The organism is Bariatricus massiliensis (assembly GCF_900086725.1).
Lineage (GTDB): Bacteria > Bacillota > Clostridia > Lachnospirales > Lachnospiraceae > Allocoprococcus > Allocoprococcus massiliensis.
Genome location: NZ_LT574837.1, coordinates 802532 through 823142, shown reverse-complemented (window position 1 = coordinate 823142; position 20611 = coordinate 802532). Strand labels below are relative to the sequence as shown.

At 43.9% G+C, this 20611-nt stretch carries 23 protein-coding genes; 18 read left to right on the top strand and 5 right to left on the bottom strand.

Annotated features, from left to right (window positions below):
• The first annotated feature begins 72 nt into the window (after positions 1-72).
• The 6 genes from BN6465_RS10080 to BN6465_RS10055 all read left to right on the top strand — a co-directional run bounded on the left by BN6465_RS10080 (position 73) and on the right by BN6465_RS10055 (position 6950).
• Positions 73-963: an ABC transporter ATP-binding protein gene (locus BN6465_RS10080; protein ID WP_066734209.1), complete on the top strand. Its 891-nt coding sequence runs from the start codon at positions 73-75 to the stop codon at positions 961-963.
• A complete protein-coding gene (locus BN6465_RS10075) occupies positions 960-2195 on the top strand; it encodes an ABC transporter permease subunit (RefSeq protein WP_066734207.1) in 1236 nt (411 codons plus the stop codon). Before BN6465_RS10080 ends, BN6465_RS10075 begins: the two co-directional genes overlap by 4 nt.
• Before the next feature lie 366 nt (positions 2196-2561).
• Complete coding sequence (locus BN6465_RS10070; RefSeq protein WP_066735245.1) at positions 2562-3965, top strand: APC family permease; 1404 nt, start codon at positions 2562-2564, stop codon at positions 3963-3965.
• Positions 3966-3980: 15 nt separating this feature from the next.
• Positions 3981-5276 carry a M18 family aminopeptidase gene (locus BN6465_RS10065; RefSeq protein ID WP_066734204.1) on the top strand — a complete coding sequence of 432 codons (1296 nt, stop codon included), beginning with the start codon at positions 3981-3983 and terminating at the stop codon, positions 5274-5276.
• Between the two features lie 326 nt (positions 5277-5602).
• On the top strand, positions 5603-6466 hold the full coding sequence (locus BN6465_RS10060; protein WP_066734201.1) for an AraC family transcriptional regulator: 864 nt from the start codon (positions 5603-5605) through the stop codon (positions 6464-6466).
• 4 nt (positions 6467-6470) lie between these two features.
• Positions 6471-6950 (top strand): hypothetical protein, encoded by a 480-nt coding sequence (locus BN6465_RS10055; RefSeq protein ID WP_066734198.1) that lies wholly within the window; start codon positions 6471-6473, stop codon positions 6948-6950.
• A 38-nt stretch (positions 6951-6988) separates the two neighbouring features.
• Here BN6465_RS10055 and bilS read toward each other — a convergent pair whose 3' ends face one another.
• The 4 genes from bilS to BN6465_RS10035 are packed head-to-tail and all read right to left on the bottom strand — an operon-like array spanning position 6989 to position 9512.
• Entirely contained in the window at positions 6989-7516 is a 528-nt protein-coding gene (bilS, locus tag BN6465_RS10050; protein WP_066734196.1) for a flavodoxin family protein BilS, read from the bottom strand.
• A gap of 17 nt (positions 7517-7533) precedes the next feature.
• Entirely contained in the window at positions 7534-8265 is a 732-nt protein-coding gene (locus tag BN6465_RS10045) for a DnaJ domain-containing protein (protein WP_066734193.1), read from the bottom strand.
• Positions 8249-9115 (bottom strand): DUF5685 family protein, encoded by an 867-nt coding sequence (locus BN6465_RS10040; RefSeq protein WP_066734190.1) that lies wholly within the window; start codon positions 9113-9115, stop codon positions 8249-8251. Before BN6465_RS10040 ends, BN6465_RS10045 begins: the two co-directional genes overlap by 17 nt.
• A gap of 1 nt (position 9116) precedes the next feature.
• Positions 9117-9512, bottom strand: a complete 396-nt coding sequence (locus tag BN6465_RS10035; protein WP_066734188.1) for a zinc ribbon domain-containing protein — start codon at positions 9510-9512, stop codon at positions 9117-9119.
• 206 nt (positions 9513-9718) lie between these two features.
• Between BN6465_RS10035 and srtB the strand changes: the two genes are divergently transcribed.
• The 6 genes from srtB (at position 9719) to BN6465_RS10005 (ending at position 12686) form a co-directional block, all read left to right on the top strand.
• On the top strand, positions 9719-10486 hold the full coding sequence (gene srtB, locus BN6465_RS10030) for a class B sortase (protein ID WP_066734180.1): 768 nt from the start codon (positions 9719-9721) through the stop codon (positions 10484-10486).
• Between the two features lie 16 nt (positions 10487-10502).
• Complete coding sequence (locus tag BN6465_RS10025; RefSeq protein ID WP_066734179.1) at positions 10503-10691, top strand: DUF951 domain-containing protein; 189 nt, start codon at positions 10503-10505, stop codon at positions 10689-10691.
• Positions 10692-10792: 101 nt separating this feature from the next.
• The gene (gene rpsF, locus BN6465_RS10020; protein WP_066734176.1) at positions 10793-11080 is read left to right on the top strand and encodes a 30S ribosomal protein S6; all 288 of its coding nucleotides are present in this window, start codon (positions 10793-10795) and stop codon (positions 11078-11080) included.
• Positions 11081-11095: 15 nt separating this feature from the next.
• Positions 11096-11530 (top strand): single-stranded DNA-binding protein, encoded by a 435-nt coding sequence (locus BN6465_RS10015; RefSeq protein ID WP_066734173.1) that lies wholly within the window; start codon positions 11096-11098, stop codon positions 11528-11530.
• A gap of 19 nt (positions 11531-11549) precedes the next feature.
• On the top strand, positions 11550-11813 hold the full coding sequence (gene rpsR / locus BN6465_RS10010; protein ID WP_066734166.1) for a 30S ribosomal protein S18: 264 nt from the start codon (positions 11550-11552) through the stop codon (positions 11811-11813).
• Between the two features lie 141 nt (positions 11814-11954).
• Positions 11955-12686, top strand: coding sequence for an HAD family hydrolase (locus BN6465_RS10005; RefSeq protein ID WP_066734164.1), 732 nt, complete (start codon positions 11955-11957; stop codon positions 12684-12686).
• On the opposite strand, the gene BN6465_RS10000 is transcribed toward BN6465_RS10005, so the two are convergent.
• A complete protein-coding gene (locus BN6465_RS10000) occupies positions 12655-13569 on the bottom strand; it encodes an AraC family transcriptional regulator (RefSeq protein WP_066734162.1) in 915 nt (304 codons plus the stop codon). The genes BN6465_RS10005 and BN6465_RS10000 overlap by 32 nt on opposite strands.
• Before the next feature lie 220 nt (positions 13570-13789).
• Between BN6465_RS10000 and BN6465_RS09995 the strand changes: the two genes are divergently transcribed.
• The 6 genes from BN6465_RS09995 to galE all read left to right on the top strand — a co-directional run bounded on the left by BN6465_RS09995 (position 13790) and on the right by galE (position 20295).
• A complete protein-coding gene (locus BN6465_RS09995; RefSeq protein ID WP_066734160.1) occupies positions 13790-15091 on the top strand; it encodes an ABC transporter substrate-binding protein in 1302 nt (433 codons plus the stop codon).
• A gap of 146 nt (positions 15092-15237) precedes the next feature.
• The gene (locus BN6465_RS09990; protein WP_066734157.1) at positions 15238-16143 is read left to right on the top strand and encodes a carbohydrate ABC transporter permease; all 906 of its coding nucleotides are present in this window, start codon (positions 15238-15240) and stop codon (positions 16141-16143) included.
• Positions 16144-16160: 17 nt separating this feature from the next.
• Positions 16161-17039, top strand: coding sequence for a carbohydrate ABC transporter permease (locus BN6465_RS09985; RefSeq protein ID WP_066734154.1), 879 nt, complete (start codon positions 16161-16163; stop codon positions 17037-17039).
• Between the two features lie 32 nt (positions 17040-17071).
• Positions 17072-17998 carry a nucleotidyltransferase family protein gene (locus tag BN6465_RS09980; RefSeq protein ID WP_066734151.1) on the top strand — a complete coding sequence of 309 codons (927 nt, stop codon included), beginning with the start codon at positions 17072-17074 and terminating at the stop codon, positions 17996-17998.
• On the top strand, positions 17998-19101 hold the full coding sequence (locus tag BN6465_RS09975; RefSeq protein ID WP_066734148.1) for a phosphotransferase enzyme family protein: 1104 nt from the start codon (positions 17998-18000) through the stop codon (positions 19099-19101). The genes BN6465_RS09980 and BN6465_RS09975 overlap by 1 nt, the downstream gene beginning before the upstream one ends.
• Positions 19102-19278: 177 nt before the next feature.
• Complete coding sequence (gene galE, locus BN6465_RS09970) at positions 19279-20295, top strand: UDP-glucose 4-epimerase GalE (RefSeq protein WP_066734145.1); 1017 nt, start codon at positions 19279-19281, stop codon at positions 20293-20295.
• Positions 20296-20611: the final 316 nt, after the last annotated feature.

Below are 20611 nucleotides of genomic sequence, written 5' to 3'. Positions count from 1 at the left end.
AGCCTAAGATAGGTGATTTATGCTATGAGCATAGGTCACCTACTTTTTTATTATAGATGGGAGGTTTTAAAGATGGAACTTCGATTACAAAACTTAAAAAAACAGTATGGAGCGAAATGCGCCGTGGACGATATAAATGTTGTACTAACGCCCGGCGTATATGGCCTGCTGGGAGCGAACGGCGCAGGCAAAACAACACTTATGCGTATGATCTGCGGTGTCTTGAAGCCGTCATCTGGCAGTATCCGGTTGAATGGCAGGACTTTAGAGGAATTGGGCGAGAAATACTACGCTCACTTAGGTTACATGCCGCAGGATTTTGGCTTTTATCCGGACTTTACTGCCCGTGAATTCATGCTCTATATCGCGGCGGTAAAAGGGATAGGGCAAAGAGCAGCGAAACACAGAACAAATAATCTTCTTCAAATGGTCAATCTGCAAGATGTGGCAGACAAAAAGATTAAATCGTTCTCTGGTGGGATGAAGCAGCGGCTGGGCATCGCGCAGGCAGAGCTGAACAATCCCTCTATCCTGATTTTGGATGAACCTACGGCAGGGCTTGACCCTAAAGAACGTGTGCGCTTTCGTAACCTGATTTCTGACTTTGCCAAAGAAAAAATTGTTATCTTGTCCACTCATATCGTTTCTGATGTCTCTTACATTGCAGATACAATCCTGATGATGAAAAGAGGGAAACTGCTCTTGCAGGAGCCAATGGGGACGGTTACCGATTGTATTGAGGGGAAGGTGTGGGAACTTTTAGTGGATGAGCGTGAGGCTATGAAATATAATGGCCGCTTTTCGGTCGTTAATCTTCATCATGAAAATAATGCGGTGCGTTTACGGATTGTGAGCGATATACCGCCGTCCAAGAAAGCGATTACCGTAAAGCCTAGTTTGGAGGACTTATTTTTATATTATTTTGCGGAAGAAGTAGAAAGTGAAAGGGGCGGGAAGCAATGAGAACATTGATTAAATATGAACTTTTAAAAATACTGCGCAAGAAGTCCACACTGCTCATTATGACAATCAGCCTGATTTTGACGGCATTTCTTTTTGGCCTCCCTATTATGCAGTATCAGACATACAATCAAGATGGCGTACTGCAAGGTACGGAGGGCATCAAGTACGAAAAAGAGCAGGCGTCCCAATATTCCGTTAGCTTGACCGATGAGTTCGTCGAAGAAACCGTACAGGAAGTAAATGAGCTTTTCCAAAATCCGGATAATGTTGGATTTGACGGAAATGAGAAATTTTTAATCGGGGACGCGTATTGGGAGAACATAGCGCCGAAGGAAAAACTTTTGCGTTTAATTGCCACAAACTACGCAGAACAAGGCGCATATGCAGGGTATAACAGTTTGCCCGAATTGGACTTGGGCGGTGGAGCGAATTTTTATGAGGCGAGAAACGAGAAGATTGAAACAATTCTCAACGCTTCCTCGCGGGATATGTCTGAGAAACAGAAAGAATATTGGCGGGAGATGAACAACGACGTAGAGACACCACTTCGTTATGGATATCACGAAGGCTGGGAAGTAATTATAACGAGTTTTGAACTCTTAATGTTTGCCATACTTTCGGTCTGCATTGTAATAGCCCCTGTATTCGCAAGTGAATATCAGGCGGGGACGGATGCGGTCATCTTATCCGCAAAATATGGGAGAACAAAACTTATTACCGCAAAAATTGTTTCTTCGTTTTTATTTGCTATTCTAGCGTTTACTGTCCATCTCATTGTTGCCTGCGGATTTCCGCTTGCCTTTTTTGGCGTGGACGGGTGGAATCTGCCTTTGCAGATATTGGGCACGACAATTCCGTATCCGCTTAGTTTACTGCAGATGACCCTTATTAATCTGGGGGTAATCTATCTGGTAGTGATTGCGATGGCTGGACTGACATTACTGTTATCCGCAAAAATGAAAACACCTTATTTGGTATTAGCTGTACTCGTACCTGTTCTATTCATACCAATGTTCTTGACGCCGACAGGCATAGCAGGGATATACAATCAACTATTGTTCCTGCTTCCATACCGTTCCACTATGCCCGAGTTTGGCAAATATGTTTCTTATCAGTTTGGCGGCTTGGTTTTAGACGCCCTTTCTGTAAGAGCGATTGTCTATACAGTATTAACGGTCATCTCGATTCCTTTTATAAGACTTTTCTTCAGAAAACATCAAGTTTCGGCATAGTAGGTACAATGAAAAAGAAAAAGCAAATACTTATTTTTATATAGGACATATAAGCGGGAGATTATAATGACGGATATCTGTTTTTAATATTCATATTCGCCTTTGAAAGGTGTGGGAAAAAGTATATTTAGGGGGTGAAATGAAAGAACCCGGGAAGAAAAATGCAAAAAGCCACATCAATTTTAACTAAAGCTAAATTCACAAAAATAAAGATAAAAAATTATATATAATACACAAAAATACACCATAAATACAAAACTATATTGTGCATAATGGCAGACTATGTTATATTGGCTAAGGCAAGAAATGAAAGATTTCCTGCTGGGGAAAACAAAACAGAGAGAAAGAAAAAGAGAGGTTAAAAAGATGAAGTCAAATGACAAGAAGATTTTGTGGTATAGTCTTGCGTTTATGGCATTTTCCGCAGTTTGGGGATTTGGAAACGTCATCAACGGATTTTCAGAGTACAATGGACTCAAAGCGATTGTATCATGGGTGTTAATCTTTGCGATTTATTTTGTGCCGTACTCCCTTATGGTTGGAGAGATGGGAAGTGCGTTCAAACATGCAGGAGGTGGAGTGAGTTCCTGGATACAGGAGACGATTGGACCGAGAATGGCATATATGGCAGGGTGGACTTACTGGGTCGTGCATATGCCTTATATATCACAGAAGCCAAGTGGCGCGCTTATAGCGGGGAGCTGGGCGGTTTTCAGAGATAATCGTGTCAGCAGCATGAACACTATGTTGATGCAGTTCCTCTGTCTGGTTATTTTTATTGTCGCTATCTATGCGTCCTCAAAGGGAATCGGCGTATTGAAAAAGATGGGTACACTTGCCGGAACAGCTATGTTTGTCATGTCCCTGTTATTTATCTTGATGATGCTGGCCGCGCCTGCCATAACCGGAGCAAGCCTTACAAAGATTGACTGGTCTGTGAAGACATTTATGCCTACATTTGACGCGAAATTTTTCCTGAACCTGTCTATTTTAGTTTTTGCAGTCGGTGGATGTGAAAAGATTTCACCCTATGTTAATAAGATGAAAAACCCGGCAAAAGATTTTGCAAAGGGTATGATTGCGCTGGCTGTCATGGTAACTGTTTGTGCCATCCTTGGGACAGTCGCGCTGGGAATGATGTTTGATTCCAATAATATTCCGGCCGACCTGATGACCAATGGGGCCTATTATGCATTCCAGAAGCTGGGCGAGTACTATAAGGTGGGAGATTTGTTCGTCGTGCTGTACGCCCTGACCAATCTGATATCCCAGCTCAGTGTACTCATACTCTCTATCGACGCACCGCTCCGCATGCTCCTTGACAGCGCCGATGAGACCTACATACCGAAGGCAATGCTGAAGCAGAACAAGAACGGTACTTATGTCAATGGTATGAAGCTTGTATTTGTGATTGTCGCAATTCTCATTGTTGTTCCGGCATTTGGCATAAGCAGTGTTGACGTACTGGTAAGATGGCTGGTAAAATTAAATTCAGTATGTATGCCGCTGCGTTATCTCTGGGTATTTGTGGCCTATGTGGCTTTGAAAAAGGCCGGGGACAAATTCTCTTCGGAGTATTATTTTGTCAAGAACAGGACGCTGGGAATGGCGCTGGGCGGCTGGTGCTTTATCTTCACTGCCTTCGCGTGTATTTTAGGAATCTATTCAGAGGATACATTCCAGCTTGTGCTTAATATTATCACACCGTTCATTCTTATCGGGCTAGGGCTTATTATGCCGGCAATTGCAAGGCGGACTAACAAAAAATAAAAGGAGTTTGCAATTATGGGTACAACAGAACACACAAAACGGCTTTTAGACTTAATTGAAAAATCAACTTCTGCTTACCACACTGCGGAGGCAGCCAGAGAGCTGCTTGTGGAGGCGGGATTTACAGAGCTTTTTATGAAAGACAGCTGGACACTTGAGAGGGGCGGAAAGTATGTGGTAAAGCAGTATGGCTCAGGGCTGTTCGCGTTTACCGTGGGCAGGCAGGCCGAGGCTTCCGACGGCTTTCGCATCGGTGCGGCACACGGGGATTTCCCCGGACTTCACATTAAGCCGAATCCGGAAATTTTTGCGGACGGCTATGTAAAATTAGATGTGGAGGGCTATGGCTCAGTGAACTTGATGAGCTGGCTGGACAGACCGCTTTCCGTGGCGGGAAAGGTTGCCCTTCGCTCTGAGAATCCGTTTGAGCCTGACGTGCGTCTGGTGGACTTGAAAAAACCGGTTCTTATTATTCCCAATGTTGCGGTACATCTTGACAGGGAAATGAACAAAGGCATGGAGCTGACGAAACAACTTCATATGCAGCCAATCATGGGGCTTGCAGAAAAGAAAGAGGATATAAAGGATGCACTTAAGGGCATGATAGCCGAGGAACTTGGCGTCAGTGCCGGAGATATTCTGGACTATGAACTGAACATATATAATCCGGAAGCGGGAATGGTCATCGGCTCAGGGGAGGAATTCCTATCTGCGCCAAGACTGGATAATTTGACTTCTGTGGAAGCGCTTGTGAGCGGGATTGAGGACAGTGTCCGTGACCGTGGCATCAATGTGATCGCTGTATTTGACCATGAAGAGATAGGAAGCCGCACGAAGCAGGGGGCCGCCTCTACTCTGCTCGGCATTCTGCTCGAGAAAATATACGGCTCTCTTGGCTTTAGCGATATGGAATATAAAAGCGCCCTTATGAATACCCTTCTGATGTCGGTGGATGTGAGCCATGCACTGCATCCGGCTCATGAGAGCAAATATGACCCGATGAATAAAAATATCCTTAATAAAGGATTCAGCATCAAACAGGCCTGTTCACAGAGCTATGCCACAGACAGTGAGGCCATAGCCGTCGTACAGCAGATTTGTGATAAGGAAGGAATTGCTTACCAAAAGTTCGTCAACCACTCCGACCAAGTGGGCGGAAGTACGTTGGGAAATATAGCGTCCGCAATGATTCCTGTGCGCACGGTTGATATGGGCGTGCCACTTCTGGCGATGCATTCCAGCAGAGAACTTATTGGAGTGAAGGACCAGAAGAGTCTGGCAGATTTTCTGAAAGCTTACTACACGATTTAAAAACAAATTTTTCATATGCCCGAATAACCTTGATTTGCAGGTTATTCGGGTATTTTTTATAACATAGGAAACTTCGTCCCCTATGTTATAAAAACCTTCCGGGGGATGCACACAATGTGCAGAGGAAAGCTGCTTTGCAGCCGCACATTGGCGCACAAAGTGTACAAGTTCCTTGTGAGTGAGGGATATAGGGAGTTGAAGTGGACTTGTCCACTTTGTTACTATATCCCCTTTTATTGCTATCCGCCCAGTACGGAAAATGAGCTGAAAATAATGGCCGTACATGTTAGAATGTAGTTTTAGAAAGGCGGGTATAATATATCATTATGGAATGGAATGAAAAATTACAGAAAATTATTGATTATATCGAGAATCATCTACAGAGAAAAGAAGAAGCGGTTGACAATGAGGAAATAGCCAAAATGGCAGGCTGCTCATTTGATTTTTTCCAAAAAGTATTTTCTTATATGATTGGCATTAGTTTTGCTGAATACGTCCGCAGCAGAAAATTAACTCTGGCAGGATATGATTTGAAAAGTACGGATTTACGAATTGTAGATATTAGCTATAAATATGGATATAATTCGCCTACTTCGTTTACGAAAGCCTTTCAGCAGTTTCATGGTGTTACGCCGAAGGAAGCACGAGAAAAAAATGTGGAATTGGCTGTCATGCCCAAAATGCAGGTGGCGGAAAAACAAAAATTTTTATGGAGGCTTGAGAGAAAACCGAGTTTGAGGCTGATTGGAAAAAGTATCAAAGTTTCGTGCGTAAATAATGAGCATTATCAAAAAGTTCCAGAGTTTTGGTGTGACTGTCAAAAAAATGGAAGCTATGCAAAACTGGTATCTTTGGACAGGGGAAATCCGAAAGGCATGTTCGGGGTGTTTGACTACTATGATGAAAATTGTAAGGAGTTAGAATATTCTATTATGGTCATATCTGATGAGGAGCCGCCGGACGGTTTTACAGAAATCGTACTGCCTGAGACGACTTGGGCGGTATTTGACTGCGTAGGTGTGGCGCCACAGTCTATACACCAAGGCTGGAAATATCTGAATGAAGAATGGCTGGTAAGTTATCCCTTTAAGCATGCTCCCTGCCCGGAATTAGAATGGTATAGCGACGGAAACTCTTACGATACTAATTATTTAAGTCAAATATGGATACCCATTATAGAGGAGGTTTAATAAAATGGTACATTTAATATATTGTGATAATGTGGGAAAGAAAGGCGAAAGGGTACTTGATAAAATTTTAGAGGGTACAAAGACTATGGTCGTCCGCGGGGCAGCAGGCAGGAAGATTCCACACAGCAGGGTTTTTGTGGGAGAACGCCTTTATTTTATGGAAAAAGGAAGTGCCTTAATAACAGCGACAGCAATCGTGAAAAATGTTCAAAATTATATCAAGTTAACGGATGAAGAAATAACAAAAATTCTTGAAGAAAACCAAGGTATGTTAAACTTATCTGAAAAACAGAAGGTACGCTGGCATAAGAAGTGCTTATGCTTGGTAGAATTTGAAGATGTAGAAAAAATCGAACCGTTAGACTTTGACCATCAAGGGAATATGGACGACTGGCTTATTATAGAAAAGATTGAAGATGTGGTAGTAGGGACAAGTATTCCATATGATTATAAAAAATCAGCTTTGAAGGTTACAAGGAATTAACAAAGAATTTTCTATGTTAAAAAGGCTCCCGGAGGTGGTTATTCCGAGAGCTTTTTCAAACATTGATTTACAAATTCTTTGGCATGGCATAAATCGCCTTTGTCGGGATGAACCATAGCTGCGTCAAAGTTCTGAATCTGCCGTTTGACCTTTTCATCCTCCTCGCTGTCTCCTTGATGCAGCATAGACTCATATTTCATGCGCACCTGCTGGGGCATCTTGCCTTGACAGATGAAACCGCCAAGGTATAGGTTGTCGTCTTCCAGCCAGATGCGGGCGCTGTTCTCAATATTACGGAAATATTCCTCAGAGTTCCCTGCGCCGCAAGTGCCGAACAAAGCCACTGCTTTTGCGGAAAGACTCCCAAGAAAATTTCCTACTTCCAGACTGCATGTGCCGCGGTGGACACAGAAACCTACAAAATAAACTTTTGCTTCGGGAATATCGGTCCGTTCATGGAGCTGAATCAAATCTTTGGACATTCCGGGGAGTGCGGCAAAGATTTCGGTGGCAATCTTTTTCGTGTTGCCTGTTTCGCTTTCATATATTACAAGATAATCTAACATGTTAAAACCTCCTGTTCTTAATAATACGGTCTTCCGCCACAGCAGAAACCACTTCCGCCGCAGCAAAGATTGCATACCAGATTGGCAATGCAAAGCTTCACACAGAAGTCGTTTCCCGACAGAGGGGAACCGCCGTAAGGTGTTCTCATGTTTTCGTACCAACTTCCGCCGTTTTCCAGACGGTTGACGAGGGTCTGGTATTGATAATTATCTGGCTCCCGCTTGAGCGCTTCCTTCGCGTGCTCGAGGGCGATGACGTTGTTGCCCGCCCCTGAATTTGCTGCTGCGCTGTAGTAGTACCATTTTGCACTTCGGTCCTTCATGTTGTTCAATACATTCAGGGCTTCCTGATAGTGGCCGCTGTTTATATAGTTGGCGGCTGCCCTCAGGTAGACGGTCTCTTCGCTCTCATTATTGGCCTGCCGGCTTTGCTGCTGGTACTGGCCGTAAAATCCGCCAAAAGGACCGAAGCCGCCAAAACCACCGAAACCGCCGAAACCTCCTGCCTCCCCGTATCCGCCGTAGGAGCTTCCGCTTTGGGAGGAGTAGGAAGGGCCATATTCTTTTTCGTGCATAATTTGCTCGTAAGCCTGCTGTACTTCTTTAAATTTGGCTTCTGCGGTATCTTTGTCCGGATTGTTGATATTGGCGTCCGGGTGGTATTTACGGCTCTTTGCCCGGTAGGCCTTCTTGATATCTTCGTCGGAAGCATCTCTTGAAACTCCCAACACACTATATGGATCCTGCATTATTTTTCTCCTGAATCTCTTCTTTTTGCTGTTTGCGTTTCTCCGTTGCCAGATCAAAACGATACCACACACCGGAGTAGAGAATATTTCTTAGAATCTCAGTATACTGTATTATGGGGAGAATTTCAAACCGCCTGCAGCACTCAGACATCATCATAGTCAAAATTCGTCTACATTCCTGCTCGAAATCGGGCTGTCCGAACTTGTGCGCCAATGGGTTGTAATTTCCTTCCTTCTGATCCTTTTCCACATCCTCATAAGCATCGGCGAGATAGATATATTTACCGAGAAAGAAACCCATGGCGCGCAGCGTCTCGCACCATTCGTCCTGACGGTAAGCAAAAATCTCTTCCATCACACGACCGAAATATCCGGCCATCTTGTCGATATCCATATCTCCCGTTTTCTCACAGGCTTCAATGTCCAGCAATGCTTTCGTGATTGCGGCGAATTTGTCGGGATATTTTTCTTTTATTTTATCTACCGCTTTTTGTAATGCCTTAGAATAAACCAGTTTCCCATATTTTCGCTCATCATGCCAGTCATCAAGGCACTTGTAATAGGATAAGAGCAGGTTCATATCTGCTACATATTCGGAGCATTCATTGGTGAAATACGGGTGCTTCTCCAGAGGATGTGCGGCACATTTGGCAACACCTGCCGTTGTCTCCGGTTCGTACAGGCCGCTCAGCAATACAAGAAGGAAGGTCATATCGAAGGAGAGGGTCATTTGTCCTTTTAAGCCATACTGGCTTTTTAAAGTACGGCACAGTCCGCAGTAAAATCCATGGTAGACATCATAGTCTTTGAATTTCATCTCTCCTTTGTTGATAATGATATATCCGAACATGTTAACTCCTCTTTACAAATGTATTCTGACATTTGGGACAGCGAATCTCAATCTTTCCTTTGCCCTTTGGCACGCGGATTTTCTGGTGGCAGCTTGGGCACTTGTATATATGGTGTGTTTTCCGTTGCTTCATAAGGTTCTTCTGGTTCCACCAGAAACTGCGAATCTTAGCGGTACGCTTCAGATAGGACTGGTTCTCGGCGGAGCGCTTGTAAATATTTCTTGAGAAGATTCGGAAATACGCATAGATAATCACCACCCAGGCCAGAAGCGGAATCAGGCGGAATCTGGTGAATCCCGAAAAGATAATAAGCGCCAGACCTAAGATTACAAGAAATTTACCAAAAGCATCCACTCCATAGCGGCCATACATAAATCTTATAAATTTTTCCTTCATAAATACATCATCCAATCATTTTATATTCTAAGGAGATATCCGCAGAGAGATTCTGTTTGCGGTCAACCTTACATAAGTGCTATTTTACGCTTTTTTTACGCAGAATCAATAAACTCACTATTAAAAAAATATAAAAAGTGTGATACACTAAAAAAAGCAGACACAGATTGCACCGCGGGGGCCAGACGGTACAGAGGAGGATATAGATGAGCGAACGTAAGAAATATCACAGAGGAAGACGGAAAAAGAAGAAGGGCGGCATTGTCAGTACGGTTATTCTGATTGTTGCTGTTATTGTTTTTGTGGTTTCGGCTTTTCAGCTGGGAAAGATATATTATGGATACAGCAAGGGGAAAACAGAGTATCATGACTTGGAGGAGACGGCAATTTCTACCAAAGATGACAGGTTCCGGGTGGATTTTGACGCCCTTAGGGAAATCAATCCCGATGTAGTTGCGTGGATTCGATTTGATGAACCTTCTATTATTAACTACCCGGTAGTTCAAGGCAAGGATAATGAAGAATATCTGGATAAGACCTTTAAGGGGTATGAGAATACGGTAGGGACTATTTTTGTCAATGTAGACAACCATCCCGATTTTAATGACAAAAATACGATAGTGTACGGGCATCGTATGAACAATAAGACGATGTTCAACAGGTTGGAGGAATATAAGGATCAGGAGTTCTATAAAAAATATCCTTTCTTTTATATTTATACGCCGGACGGAGCGGAGATCAAGTACCAGATTTATTCTGTGGGCGTGGTGAAGGACACATCGGAAAGTTATACGTATCAATTTGCGGATGACGCGACCTTTGAGTCGTTTATTGCCGCGACGAAGGGGGCCAGTCTCTATGACACAGAAGTGTCTCCGGGGACGGACGCGCAGATCGTCACCTTGTCGACGTGTACGAAGGATAACAACGATGAGCGGCTGGTCGTGCTTGGAATGAAAGTGACAGTGAATTAGTGAGGAGTGGATATCGATGGACGTAGTGTATGAAGTCGGTGACGTTGTAAGGCTTAAGAAAAAGCATCCCTGCGGAAGCTCTGAATGGGAGATTCTTCGTGTGGGGGCGGATTTCCGTTTAAAATGTATGGGATGTGGACATCAGATTATGGTGGCCAGAAAACTGGTGGAAAAAAATACAAAAGAAATAAGAAAAAAAGCTTGAACCAAATCTTTCTTTATGGTATGATATCAAATTGTGATATACTATTTAATTCCTTGTTCCCGGCTAATCCGGGAGCCAGAGACCATAAGGAGGTGCAAGACATGAACAAATATGAATTAGCTGTTGTTGTCAATGCTAAACTCGAAGACGACGCCAGAGCAGAAGTTATCGAAAAGGTGAAAGCGCTTATCGTGCGTTTCGGCGGTAACGTAACTGACGTTGATGAATGGGGTAAGAGAAGATTAGCTTACGAAATTCAGAAAATGAAAGAAGGAGTTTACTACTTCGTTCACTTTGAGGCTGATTCAACCGTTCCTGCCGAAGTTGAACAGAGAATTCGGATCATGGACAATGTAATCAGATATTTATGCGTGAAACAGGAAGCTTAAGAAAGAGGCGAACGTATGAATAAAGTAGTTTTAATGGGACGCTTGACACGAGACCCTGAAGTTAGATATTCACAAGGTGAGAATGCTCTCGCTATTGCAAGATATACATTAGCTGTAGACCGCAGATTCAAACGCGACGGAGAACAGAGCGCAGACTTTATCAACTGTGTTGTGTTCGGTAAGAGCGCTGAATTCACCGAACGTTATTTCCGTCAGGGAATGCGCGTTACTATATGCGGGCGTATCCAGACCGGAAGTTATACGAACAAGGATGGTGTGAAGGTCTATACGACAGAAGTTGTTGTTGAAGAACAGGAATTTGCTGAAAGTAAGAATGCAAGCGAAGCAAACCACTATCAGGCAGCCCCGACTCCGGCACCAAGCGCAGATGCTGGTGACGGCTTCATGAATATTCCGGATGGAATAGATGAAGAATTACCGTTCAATTGATGAAAGGAGTGCAAGCAAAATGGCTTACGAAAAAGGTGGCAGACCGGATTCTCCGATGAAGAGAAGAGGCGGACGCAGAAGAAAAAAAGTTTGTGTATTCTGTGGCAAAGAGAATAATGAAATCGATTATAAAGATGTAGCTAAATTAAAGAAATATGTTTCTGAAAGAGGAAAAATTCTTCCGAGAAGAATCACAGGAAACTGTGCAAAACATCAGAGAGCTCTTACCGTAGCAATCAAGAGAGCAAGACATATCGCTTTAATGCCGTATGTACAGGACTAATCCTGAACTTAGATAAGACATCAGAGACCGCCGATACCTGTGTACCGGCGGTTGTTTCGTTACGTGGGAAAGTTTGTTCTGTGTAACAAAAACACTCCGTGAGGGCCGCAGTGCACGGAGAAGAAATGGGGTGACGGGAAAATGCCGGCCATATTATTTGATATGGATGATACATTGTATAATTTAATGATGCCCTTTGAGACGGCGTGCCGCAAAATGCTGGGGAATCGGTTTGATTCGTTGATGGAGCCTCTGTTTTTAGCGCACCGCATGCACAGTGACGAGGTGTTTGAAGCGTCCAGAAACGGTGAGATTACGATGGATGAGATGTATATCTACCGGATTCAGAAGGCGATGGAGGATTTTGGATTTTCTATCAGTGCGGAAGAGGCCTTGAATTTCCAGCGGATTTATGCTGAAGAACAGAACAGGATATGGATGTCGGATACGGTCAGGGAGATGCTGGAGTTTATAAAGGCCAGAGGAATCCCTATGGGCATGATTACCAACGGGCCGGAGGAACATCAATGGCGAAAGATTGTAACCTTGGGGGCAGACTGCTATGTGCCCAGAGAATATGCCATAATATCAGGCGGGGCAGGAGCAGCAAAGCCTGATATCAGAATTTTTGAATACGCAGAAGAAGCCATGGAACTTCGAAAAGAAGATACATGGTTTGTGGGCGATTCTTATGAAAACGATATTGTGGGGGCGGTACGCGCGGGCTGGCATGCTGTTTGGTTCAATCGCAGAGGGCGCCATATCCCGGAGGAGAGGCCGAAGCCGGACTATACCGTGGAAAGCGAGCAGGAGCTTTTCATGATAATCAAACAAATCTGCGCTACTCAAAGCTACCTTCGGCCATTGCTTTGATGGAGGAAGCGTACTCGGAAGGCGTCATCCCCGTGAGCTTTTTGAACTGTCTGGAAAAATAGTGGATTGAGGTATAACCTAGGCGTTCGGAGATCTGTGTGAAGTTCAGATGTCCGGTGCGGATCATTTCCTTGGCGGCGTCAATTTTCATTTTGGAGAAGTATTCTATCACGCCTTTATTACTTTTCTCGCGGAAAATTTTCTGAAGCTGAGAGCGGCCAATCAGGTTGTCCCGGCATATCTGCTCGATGGTGACATGGGAGGCGATATTCGCTTCCAGATAGTCTACCACACGATTAAAGACTTCGGAATCACTGCGGCTTTTGGTTGCCTTGGGCGGCAGCGTGTGCAGCTTCTTCTTGAAGACAATGGGGTTGGAGTGCCGGCGCACAAGATGAATCAGAAGGTGCTCCAAGTGGAGGCGGATCATCTGTTCCGCCCCAAAGGTATCCGGTATTTTTTGACTCATGTGCGTCGAATAAGGGTCGTCCAGACGGCAGGCAAAGCAGCTTCTTGCTTCTATAATAATATCGGCGAGAAGGTTGCGCTCCAGTTCGTCTACATGGAGTATCTTGTTCTCAAAGAAGGTCAGAGCTGTGCTCGGGGAGGAGAAAGAGACAACTACAAGGTTGGGGGCGCTGTCTCCGGTGGCCTTCACGTTATGGAACTCATTAGGCTTGTGGAAAATGATATCGCCTTTTTTTAGCACGATACTACTCTTATCCGCAGTTACGCCGACCTCTCCCTTATCTACATAAAGAAATTCCCAAAAATTGTGGGATTCTCCTTCAAATGAAAAATCGCTCATATATTCAAAGTAATGAATTGTAAATATTTCTTCTATATGAATGGAATCCTGTAGATGAACACTAACATAACCCATATCCGACACCTCGCTGGTAATTTGTGAAAGTAAACAGTTTTATCTTTGGAAATTTGTCTATTCTTAACATATTTTAACTCATTGTGAAAGAAAAAGCAATCTAAAAAGTGCGGATAGTACAAATTATGAAATTGATAGGACAAAGACTTTTGTGCAAATTTGTACTAAGATAGATTTAACAACTCATAAAAACTTTTTATAAAAGAGGAGGAAAAGATTTATGAAAAAGAGAATTTTGAGTGTATTGCTGTGCGCTGCTATGGTAGCTACTATGGCGGTTGGCTGCGGCGGTAACAAAAAATCCGGGGACGACAGTAAAAAAGACGGCGGCGAATCAAGCGGCAAACTGGTTTACTGGTCCATGTGGGAAGAAGCTGAACCTCAGGGGCAGGCTATCAAGGCTGCTATCGACGCTTACACAGAAGAGACGGGCGTTGAAGTTGATGTACAGTTCAAGGGACGTACCGGTATCCGTGAAGGACTTCAGCCGGCGCTTGACGCAGGAACAAATATTGACTTATTTGATGAAGATATCGACCGTGTAAATGGAACATGGGGCAAATACCTCATGGATCTGGAAGATTTTGCAAAAGAGAATGACTATGAAGCTACAGCTAATGCTGGTCTGATCAGTGCAGCTAGAGAAGTTGGCGGTGGTACATTAAAGTCTATTCCTTATCAGCCAAACGTATTTGCATTCTTCTACAATCAGAAATTATTTGATGAAGCAGGAATCAAAGAAGCTCCGAAGACATGGGAAGAGTTCCTTACTGTATGCCAGACATTGAAAGATGCAGGCATTACACCGATGACAATGGACGATGCATATGCAACATGCGTAATCGGATATCACCTTGGAAGATTAGTTGGTGAAGAAGCTGTTGTTAAAATTGTAAAAGAAGGACTTTGGGATGACCCGGCAGTTCTCCAGATGGCAAAAGACATCGAAGAGTTAGCATCTAAAGGATATTTCTCTGAAAACGTTGGAACAAACGTATGGCCGGCAGGACAGAACACAGAACTTGCCAGCGGAGAAGTAGCTATGTACTTAAATGGTTCTTGGCTTCCGAACGAAGTTAAAGATGCAGCAGGTCCTGATTTTGAATGGGGATGTTTCGCATATCCGGCACTGGACGCTGTTGAGTCTAACATCGAAGAAGCAGCTGCAACCGGAACAGAGACAAACAACTTTGGCGGACAGGTATTCGCTATCAATAAAGATTCCAAAATGGGCAAAGAAGCATTTGGCTTAATCGAAAAGATTACAAAGGGCGAATTTGACCAGAAGTTAGCTGACGAGTCTATCGGTATCCCGGCTGACACAACTAACACAGAGTGGCCGGCACTTGTAAGCTGCGCAAAACCTGTTATGGAAGGTTCTACAGCACGTTTCACATGGGCAGTTGGCGTTGAGAGCAATGAGAACATGACACCGGTTATCAAAGAGAACTTCATCAAATTGATGGCTGGAACTCAGACTGCAGATGAGTTTGTAAAAGCTATGCAGGACGCAAGCAAATAAATAAAGCATTTGAATATGGTGGCATCGTTTAACGCGCTGCCACCATATTTTTATAACATAGGAAGTTGAAGTGGACTTGTCCACTTTGTTCCGATATGGATTTCTTTAGTTTATGTAGTTAGATCTTTAGGAAAGGAGATGCACACATGAAAAAAAATAAAGGGATGATAGTAGCATTCTTAGCCCCGGCGGTGCTTTTCTTTGTTGTAATCTTTGTGTACCCGATTATCAGAACTCTGTTGATGAGTTTTTTTAATATCGAAGGTGTTACAGACGGTATCGGATTATGGACATTCACCGGAATTGACAATTATAAGACCTTGTTATCTACGTCGCTGTTCAGGACGGCGATGACTAATCTTGCCAAGATTTGGCTGTACGGCGGAATTATCGTAATGAGTTTTTCTCTGCTGTTCGGTGTTATCCTTACGAGTGGAATTAGATTCAAAAAGTTTTTCAGAGCGATTATATACCTGCCGAATATCGTAAGTGCGGTAGCTCTTGCGACGATGTGGCTGCAATATGTATACAGCCCGAAGTTTGGCCTTTTCAAATCATTGTTTACATTTCTCCATTTGGATAAGTTGGCCAACATTCCTTGGACGGACGGCGACCACAAATTTATGGCGCTTTTGATTGCGTACTGTTTCGGTATGATTGGATATCATATGTTGATTTGGACTAGTGGTATTGAACGTATCAGCCCGGATCTCTATGAGGCGGCTACCATCGACGGCGCGAATAAGCCTCAGCAGTTCCGTTATATGACACTGCCCCTTCTGAAGGGTGTATTTAAGACGAATATTACGATGTGGAGCGTAAGCTGTGTAGGCTTCTTTGTTTGGTCGCAGCTGTTCTCGACTGTAACAGCAGAAACGTCCACGATCGTTCCTATGGTTTATATGTATCTGCAGATGTTTGGCGCGGGTAATACGATAACAGCCCGTAATGCAGGTCTGGCAGCGGCTATCGGTGTTATCTTAAGCCTCTTCGTAGTGCTTATCTTTACGATCTGCAACAAGTTGTTAAAAGATGATGATTTGGAATTCTAAAGAAGGGAGAGAAAGTTATGGCAAAGGAAAAGAAAGCAAGAACTCCGTTTAATTTGAAAAAAGAAGCAAAACTGCTCCCCGGATATATCATTATCATCCTCTGGGTAGTATTTACTGTTGTATTGTTAGGATGGGTTATTTGTGCCAGCTTTGCGACAACGCCGGATATTTTCGCGGGCAATGCGCTGAAGTTCCCGACAGGGCTTCACTTTGAAAACTATATCAAGGCATGGACCACATCCAATGTATCCGAGTTCTTTATGAACTCCCTTGTTTATTCCATTATTTCCTGTGTCGCGCTGATTGTAATCTGCGCGCCGGCTGCATATGTGCTGTCCCGGTTTACATTCCTTGGAAATAAGGTGATTCAGACAAGTTTCGTATCTGCAATGGGAACACCGGTTATCATGGTTATCCTTCCATTGTTCGGTATTATCTCGGCACTTGGCATTTTGAATAATGTATTTGCCAATAAGATAGTTTTGATACTGCTTTACATAGGTATCAATGTACCGTATACCACTGTATTTTTGCTGACTTTCTTCAGTAATCTTTCCAAGACGTATGAAGAGGCGGCGGCCATTGACGGGTGTCCTCCGATGAAGACATTCTGGAAGATTATGTTCCCTATGGCGCAGTCAGGACTGGTTACGGTTACAATCTTTAACTTTATTAATATCTGGAATGAATACTTTATCTCTCTTATTATCGCCAATTCGAACCAGACAAAACCGGTTGCGGTTGGTCTGTATGGTATGATAAACTCTATGAAGTATACTGGAGACTGGGCGGGTATGTTCGCGGCCGTTGTTATAGTATTCTTACCCACATTTATCCTTTACATCTTCCTGTCAGAGAAGATTATCGGTGGTGTAACGGGCGGTATCAAAGGTTAATTTAAGCTAGAAGGTATTTAGGAGGTAGCAAAATGAAGAAACCAGTATTGGTGATTATGGCAGCAGGAATGGGGAGCCGTTACGGCGGATTGAAGCAGATTGACCCAGTGGACGAACAGGGACATATTATTATGGACTTTTCGATTTTTGATGCAAAAAGAGCCGGATTTGAAAAGGTGATTTTTATTATTAAGGAAGAAAATGAGGCCGATTTCAAAGCTGCGGTTGGAGACCGCATGGAAGCAATCATGGATGTGTCCTATGTATATCAGGATATGAACAATATCCCGAAGGGATTCAAGGTGCCGGAAGGCAGGGTAAAACCATGGGGAACAGCCCATGCAGTATTGAGCTGTATCGATGAAATCGACGGATCTTTCGCTGTGATCAATGCGGATGACTTCTACGGAAGGGATGCATTCCAAGTGATTTATGACTATCTTGCTACTCACGAAGATGACGACAAATACCGTTACACAATGGTAGGATATAAACTGGAAAATACAGTGACGGATAACGGACATGTTGCCAGAGGCTTATGTTCAACAAACGCAGACGGGGAATTGACGGGTATTTTTGAGAGAACGAGAATTGAGAAGAGGGACGGAGGAATCGCGTACTCTGAGGATGACGGGCAGACTTGGGTTCCTGTATCGGGCGATACGCTGGTGTCCATGAATATGTGGGGATTCACAAGGAGTATTTTAGATGAGATAAAAGCAGGATTCCCGGCATTTCTTGAGGAAGGGATTGCTAAGAACCCGATGAAGTGTGAATACTTCCTGCCTTCCGTTGTCAGCGGCCTTCTGGAGGAAGGACGTGCGACGGTGGCGGTTCTTGAGTCTGCGGACAAATGGTACGGAGTTACTTATAAGGAAGATAAGCCGGTAGTGATGGAAGCCATCAAGAAGATGAAAGAAGAAGGACTTTATCCTGAAACGTTGTGGGGTGACAGATAATGGCAAAGGGTATAATAAATGAAGCAATTGCTAATTTCCGCTTTGATGGGGTGCTGGTAGATGAGAGGCCATATGGCAGCGGCCATATAAACGACACTTATCTTCTTGTGTTTGAAATTGCGGAGATGGGGCAGATTAAGGTGATTCTTCAGCGGATGAATAAGGATATTTTTAAAGAGCCAGTGGAGCTGATGGAGAATATCCTCAATGTGACCTCTTATCTTCGCGAAAGAATCATTGAAAACGGCGGGGATCCGGAGAGAGAGACGCTTAATGTCATCCCTACAGTGAACGGGAAGCCTTATTTTGTGGACTCTTCAGGAGAGTATTGGCGGGCTTATAAGTTCATCACGGACGCCACAAGCTACGATCAAGTGGAAAGCGCGGATGATTTCTACCAGAGTGCAGTGTCCTTCGGTAATTTCCAGCGTCTGCTGGCAGCGTATCCGGCGGAAACCCTCCACGAGACGATCAAGGGATTCCACGATACGAGAGCACGTTTTCAAGTGTTCAAAAAAGCTGTGGAGGACGACGTGTGCGGCCGTGCGGCTTATGTGCAGGAGGAAATTCGTTTCGTGCTGCAACGGGAAGATTTGGCTAATTTCTTCGCCGAGCTGTTAGATAAGAAGGAGATTCCACTTCGAGTCACACACAATGACACAAAGCTCAACAATATTATGATTGACAACAAGACAGGAAAAGGAATCTGCGTCATTGATTTGGATACGGTCATGCCCGGACTGGCCATGCATGATTTCGGTGATTCGATTCGGTTCGGGGCTAGTACGGCTGCCGAGGATGAACAGGATTTGAGTAAGGTTTCCTGCGACATGGATCTTTATGATATTTATGCGAAAGGCTATATCGAGGGCTGTGGCGGAAAGCTGACAGAGCGGGAGATAGACTTAATGCCTATGGGCGCTAAGGCTATGACCTTTGAATGCGGCATGCGTTTCCTGACCGATTATCTGCAGGGAGACACTTACTTTAAAATCCATCGTGAGAATCATAATCTGGACCGGTGCAGAACACAATTCAAGCTGGTAGAAGATATGGAAACAAAATGGGAGACCATGCAGAGCATTATTCAGAAATATAAATAAAGTGATTACGAAAGCCTGTGTGAAAACGCAGGCTTTTAGTAAAAAGTAGAGAGATATTTACTAAAAGAGATTAAAAATTTAGTAAATAAAGTATTCCATATTTTTGTTTCTTGTGATATAGTATTTATAGAGACAATAATCAACCAATGTGACTGAAATGTATAGGAGGAAGATATCATGGCAATTTTGGTAACAGGCGGAGCTGGATTTATCGGAAGCCACACATGTGTGGAGCTTTTGAACACAGGATATGAAGTTGTGGTTGTAGATAATTTGTGCAATGCATCCGAAGAATCCTTGAAAAGAGTAGAACAAATTACCGGAAAAAAGGTGACTTTTTATAAAGCGGACATCAGGGACGCAGAAGCGTTGAATGAAATTTTTGAAAAAGAGAGCATCGATTCAGTTATTCATTTCGCGGGACTGAAGGCGGTAGGCGAGTCTGTGGCGAAACCGCTGGAGTATTATCAGAATAATATTGCGGGGACTTTAGTGCTCTGTGATGTGATGAGGAATAACGGGGTGAAGAATATCATTTTCAGTTCTTCCGCCACTATTTATGGCGACCCTGCATTTATCCCGATTACAGAGGAGTGCCCGAAGGGAACCTGCACCAATCCGTACGGTTGGACGAAATGGATGCTGGAACAGATTCTGACCGATCTGCATACGGCAGACCCGGAATGGAACGTTGTGCTTCTTCGCTACTTCAATCCAATCGGCGCACACAAGAGCGGCCTCATGGGAGAGGACCCGAAGGGAATACCGAACAACTTGATTCCTTATATCACACAGGTAGCCATCGGCAAGCTGGAGTGTCTGGGAGTATTTGGAGATGACTATGATACTCATGACGGCACCGGCGTGCGCGACTATATCCATGTAGTGGACTTGGCGGTTGGACATGTGAAGGCTCTGAAGAAAATCGAAGAAAAGGCAGGAGTCAAAGTATACAATCTCGGCACCGGTGTGGGCTATTCTGTGCTTGATATGGTTCACGCATTTGAAAAGGCATGTGGAAAAGAGATTCCGTATCAGATTAAACCGAGGAGAGCTGGTGATATCGCAACGTGTTACTCGAATGCGGAGAAGGCAAAGGAAGAACTGGGATGGGTTGCAGAGCGCGGTCTGGAAGAGATGTGCGAGGACTCTTGGAGATGGCAGAGTCAGAATCCGGATGGTTATGTAAAGTAAAGTCATATTAATACAGAGGGCAGTCCCGGGCAAACGTATGGTTGCGTGCGGGGCTGCTTTTTCACTTCCATAATGGGGGAAAAAGTGGTATAATGATTGCACATAAGTGCAATTAAAGGCAATTACATTGCCTTTATGCCGCTTATAGCGGCACATTATACCGGCAAGCCACTACTTGAAAAGTAAATGGCGCAAAGCGCCGCTTCCTTTTCTGCGTAAGTGGTATAATGATTGCACATAAGTGCAATTAAAGGCAATTGCATTGTGTTTGTATTGTGAGCGCAGAGGAGTTTGGCGAGTCTGCAGGATGATGAGG

Excerpts from the sequence above, each read along its gene's own strand:
- BN6465_RS10080 (WP_066734209.1), top strand. The coding sequence starts at position 73 with ATGGAACTTCGATTACAAAACTTAAAAAAACAGTATGGAGCGAAATGC.
- BN6465_RS10075 (WP_066734207.1), top strand. The coding sequence starts at position 960 with ATGAGAACATTGATTAAATATGAACTTTTAAAAATACTGCGCAAGAAG.
- BN6465_RS10070 (WP_066735245.1), top strand. The coding sequence starts at position 2,562 with ATGAAGTCAAATGACAAGAAGATTTTGTGGTATAGTCTTGCGTTTATG.
- BN6465_RS10065 (WP_066734204.1), top strand. The coding sequence starts at position 3,981 with ATGGGTACAACAGAACACACAAAACGGCTTTTAGACTTAATTGAAAAA.
- BN6465_RS10060 (WP_066734201.1), top strand. The coding sequence starts at position 5,603 with ATGGAATGGAATGAAAAATTACAGAAAATTATTGATTATATCGAGAAT.
- BN6465_RS10055 (WP_066734198.1), top strand. The coding sequence starts at position 6,471 with ATGGTACATTTAATATATTGTGATAATGTGGGAAAGAAAGGCGAAAGG.
- bilS (WP_066734196.1), bottom strand. The coding sequence starts at position 7,516 with ATGTTAGATTATCTTGTAATATATGAAAGCGAAACAGGCAACACGAAA.
- BN6465_RS10045 (WP_066734193.1), bottom strand. The coding sequence starts at position 8,265 with ATGCAGGATCCATATAGTGTGTTGGGAGTTTCAAGAGATGCTTCCGAC.
- BN6465_RS10040 (WP_066734190.1), bottom strand. The coding sequence starts at position 9,115 with ATGTTCGGATATATCATTATCAACAAAGGAGAGATGAAATTCAAAGAC.
- BN6465_RS10035 (WP_066734188.1), bottom strand. The coding sequence starts at position 9,512 with ATGAAGGAAAAATTTATAAGATTTATGTATGGCCGCTATGGAGTGGAT.
- srtB (WP_066734180.1), top strand. The coding sequence starts at position 9,719 with ATGAGCGAACGTAAGAAATATCACAGAGGAAGACGGAAAAAGAAGAAG.
- BN6465_RS10025 (WP_066734179.1), top strand. The coding sequence starts at position 10,503 with ATGGACGTAGTGTATGAAGTCGGTGACGTTGTAAGGCTTAAGAAAAAG.
- rpsF (WP_066734176.1), top strand. The coding sequence starts at position 10,793 with ATGAACAAATATGAATTAGCTGTTGTTGTCAATGCTAAACTCGAAGAC.
- BN6465_RS10015 (WP_066734173.1), top strand. The coding sequence starts at position 11,096 with ATGAATAAAGTAGTTTTAATGGGACGCTTGACACGAGACCCTGAAGTT.
- rpsR (WP_066734166.1), top strand. The coding sequence starts at position 11,550 with ATGGCTTACGAAAAAGGTGGCAGACCGGATTCTCCGATGAAGAGAAGA.
- BN6465_RS10005 (WP_066734164.1), top strand. The coding sequence starts at position 11,955 with ATGCCGGCCATATTATTTGATATGGATGATACATTGTATAATTTAATG.
- BN6465_RS10000 (WP_066734162.1), bottom strand. The coding sequence starts at position 13,569 with ATGGGTTATGTTAGTGTTCATCTACAGGATTCCATTCATATAGAAGAA.
- BN6465_RS09995 (WP_066734160.1), top strand. The coding sequence starts at position 13,790 with ATGAAAAAGAGAATTTTGAGTGTATTGCTGTGCGCTGCTATGGTAGCT.
- BN6465_RS09990 (WP_066734157.1), top strand. The coding sequence starts at position 15,238 with ATGAAAAAAAATAAAGGGATGATAGTAGCATTCTTAGCCCCGGCGGTG.
- BN6465_RS09985 (WP_066734154.1), top strand. The coding sequence starts at position 16,161 with ATGGCAAAGGAAAAGAAAGCAAGAACTCCGTTTAATTTGAAAAAAGAA.
- BN6465_RS09980 (WP_066734151.1), top strand. The coding sequence starts at position 17,072 with ATGAAGAAACCAGTATTGGTGATTATGGCAGCAGGAATGGGGAGCCGT.
- BN6465_RS09975 (WP_066734148.1), top strand. The coding sequence starts at position 17,998 with ATGGCAAAGGGTATAATAAATGAAGCAATTGCTAATTTCCGCTTTGAT.
- galE (WP_066734145.1), top strand. The coding sequence starts at position 19,279 with ATGGCAATTTTGGTAACAGGCGGAGCTGGATTTATCGGAAGCCACACA.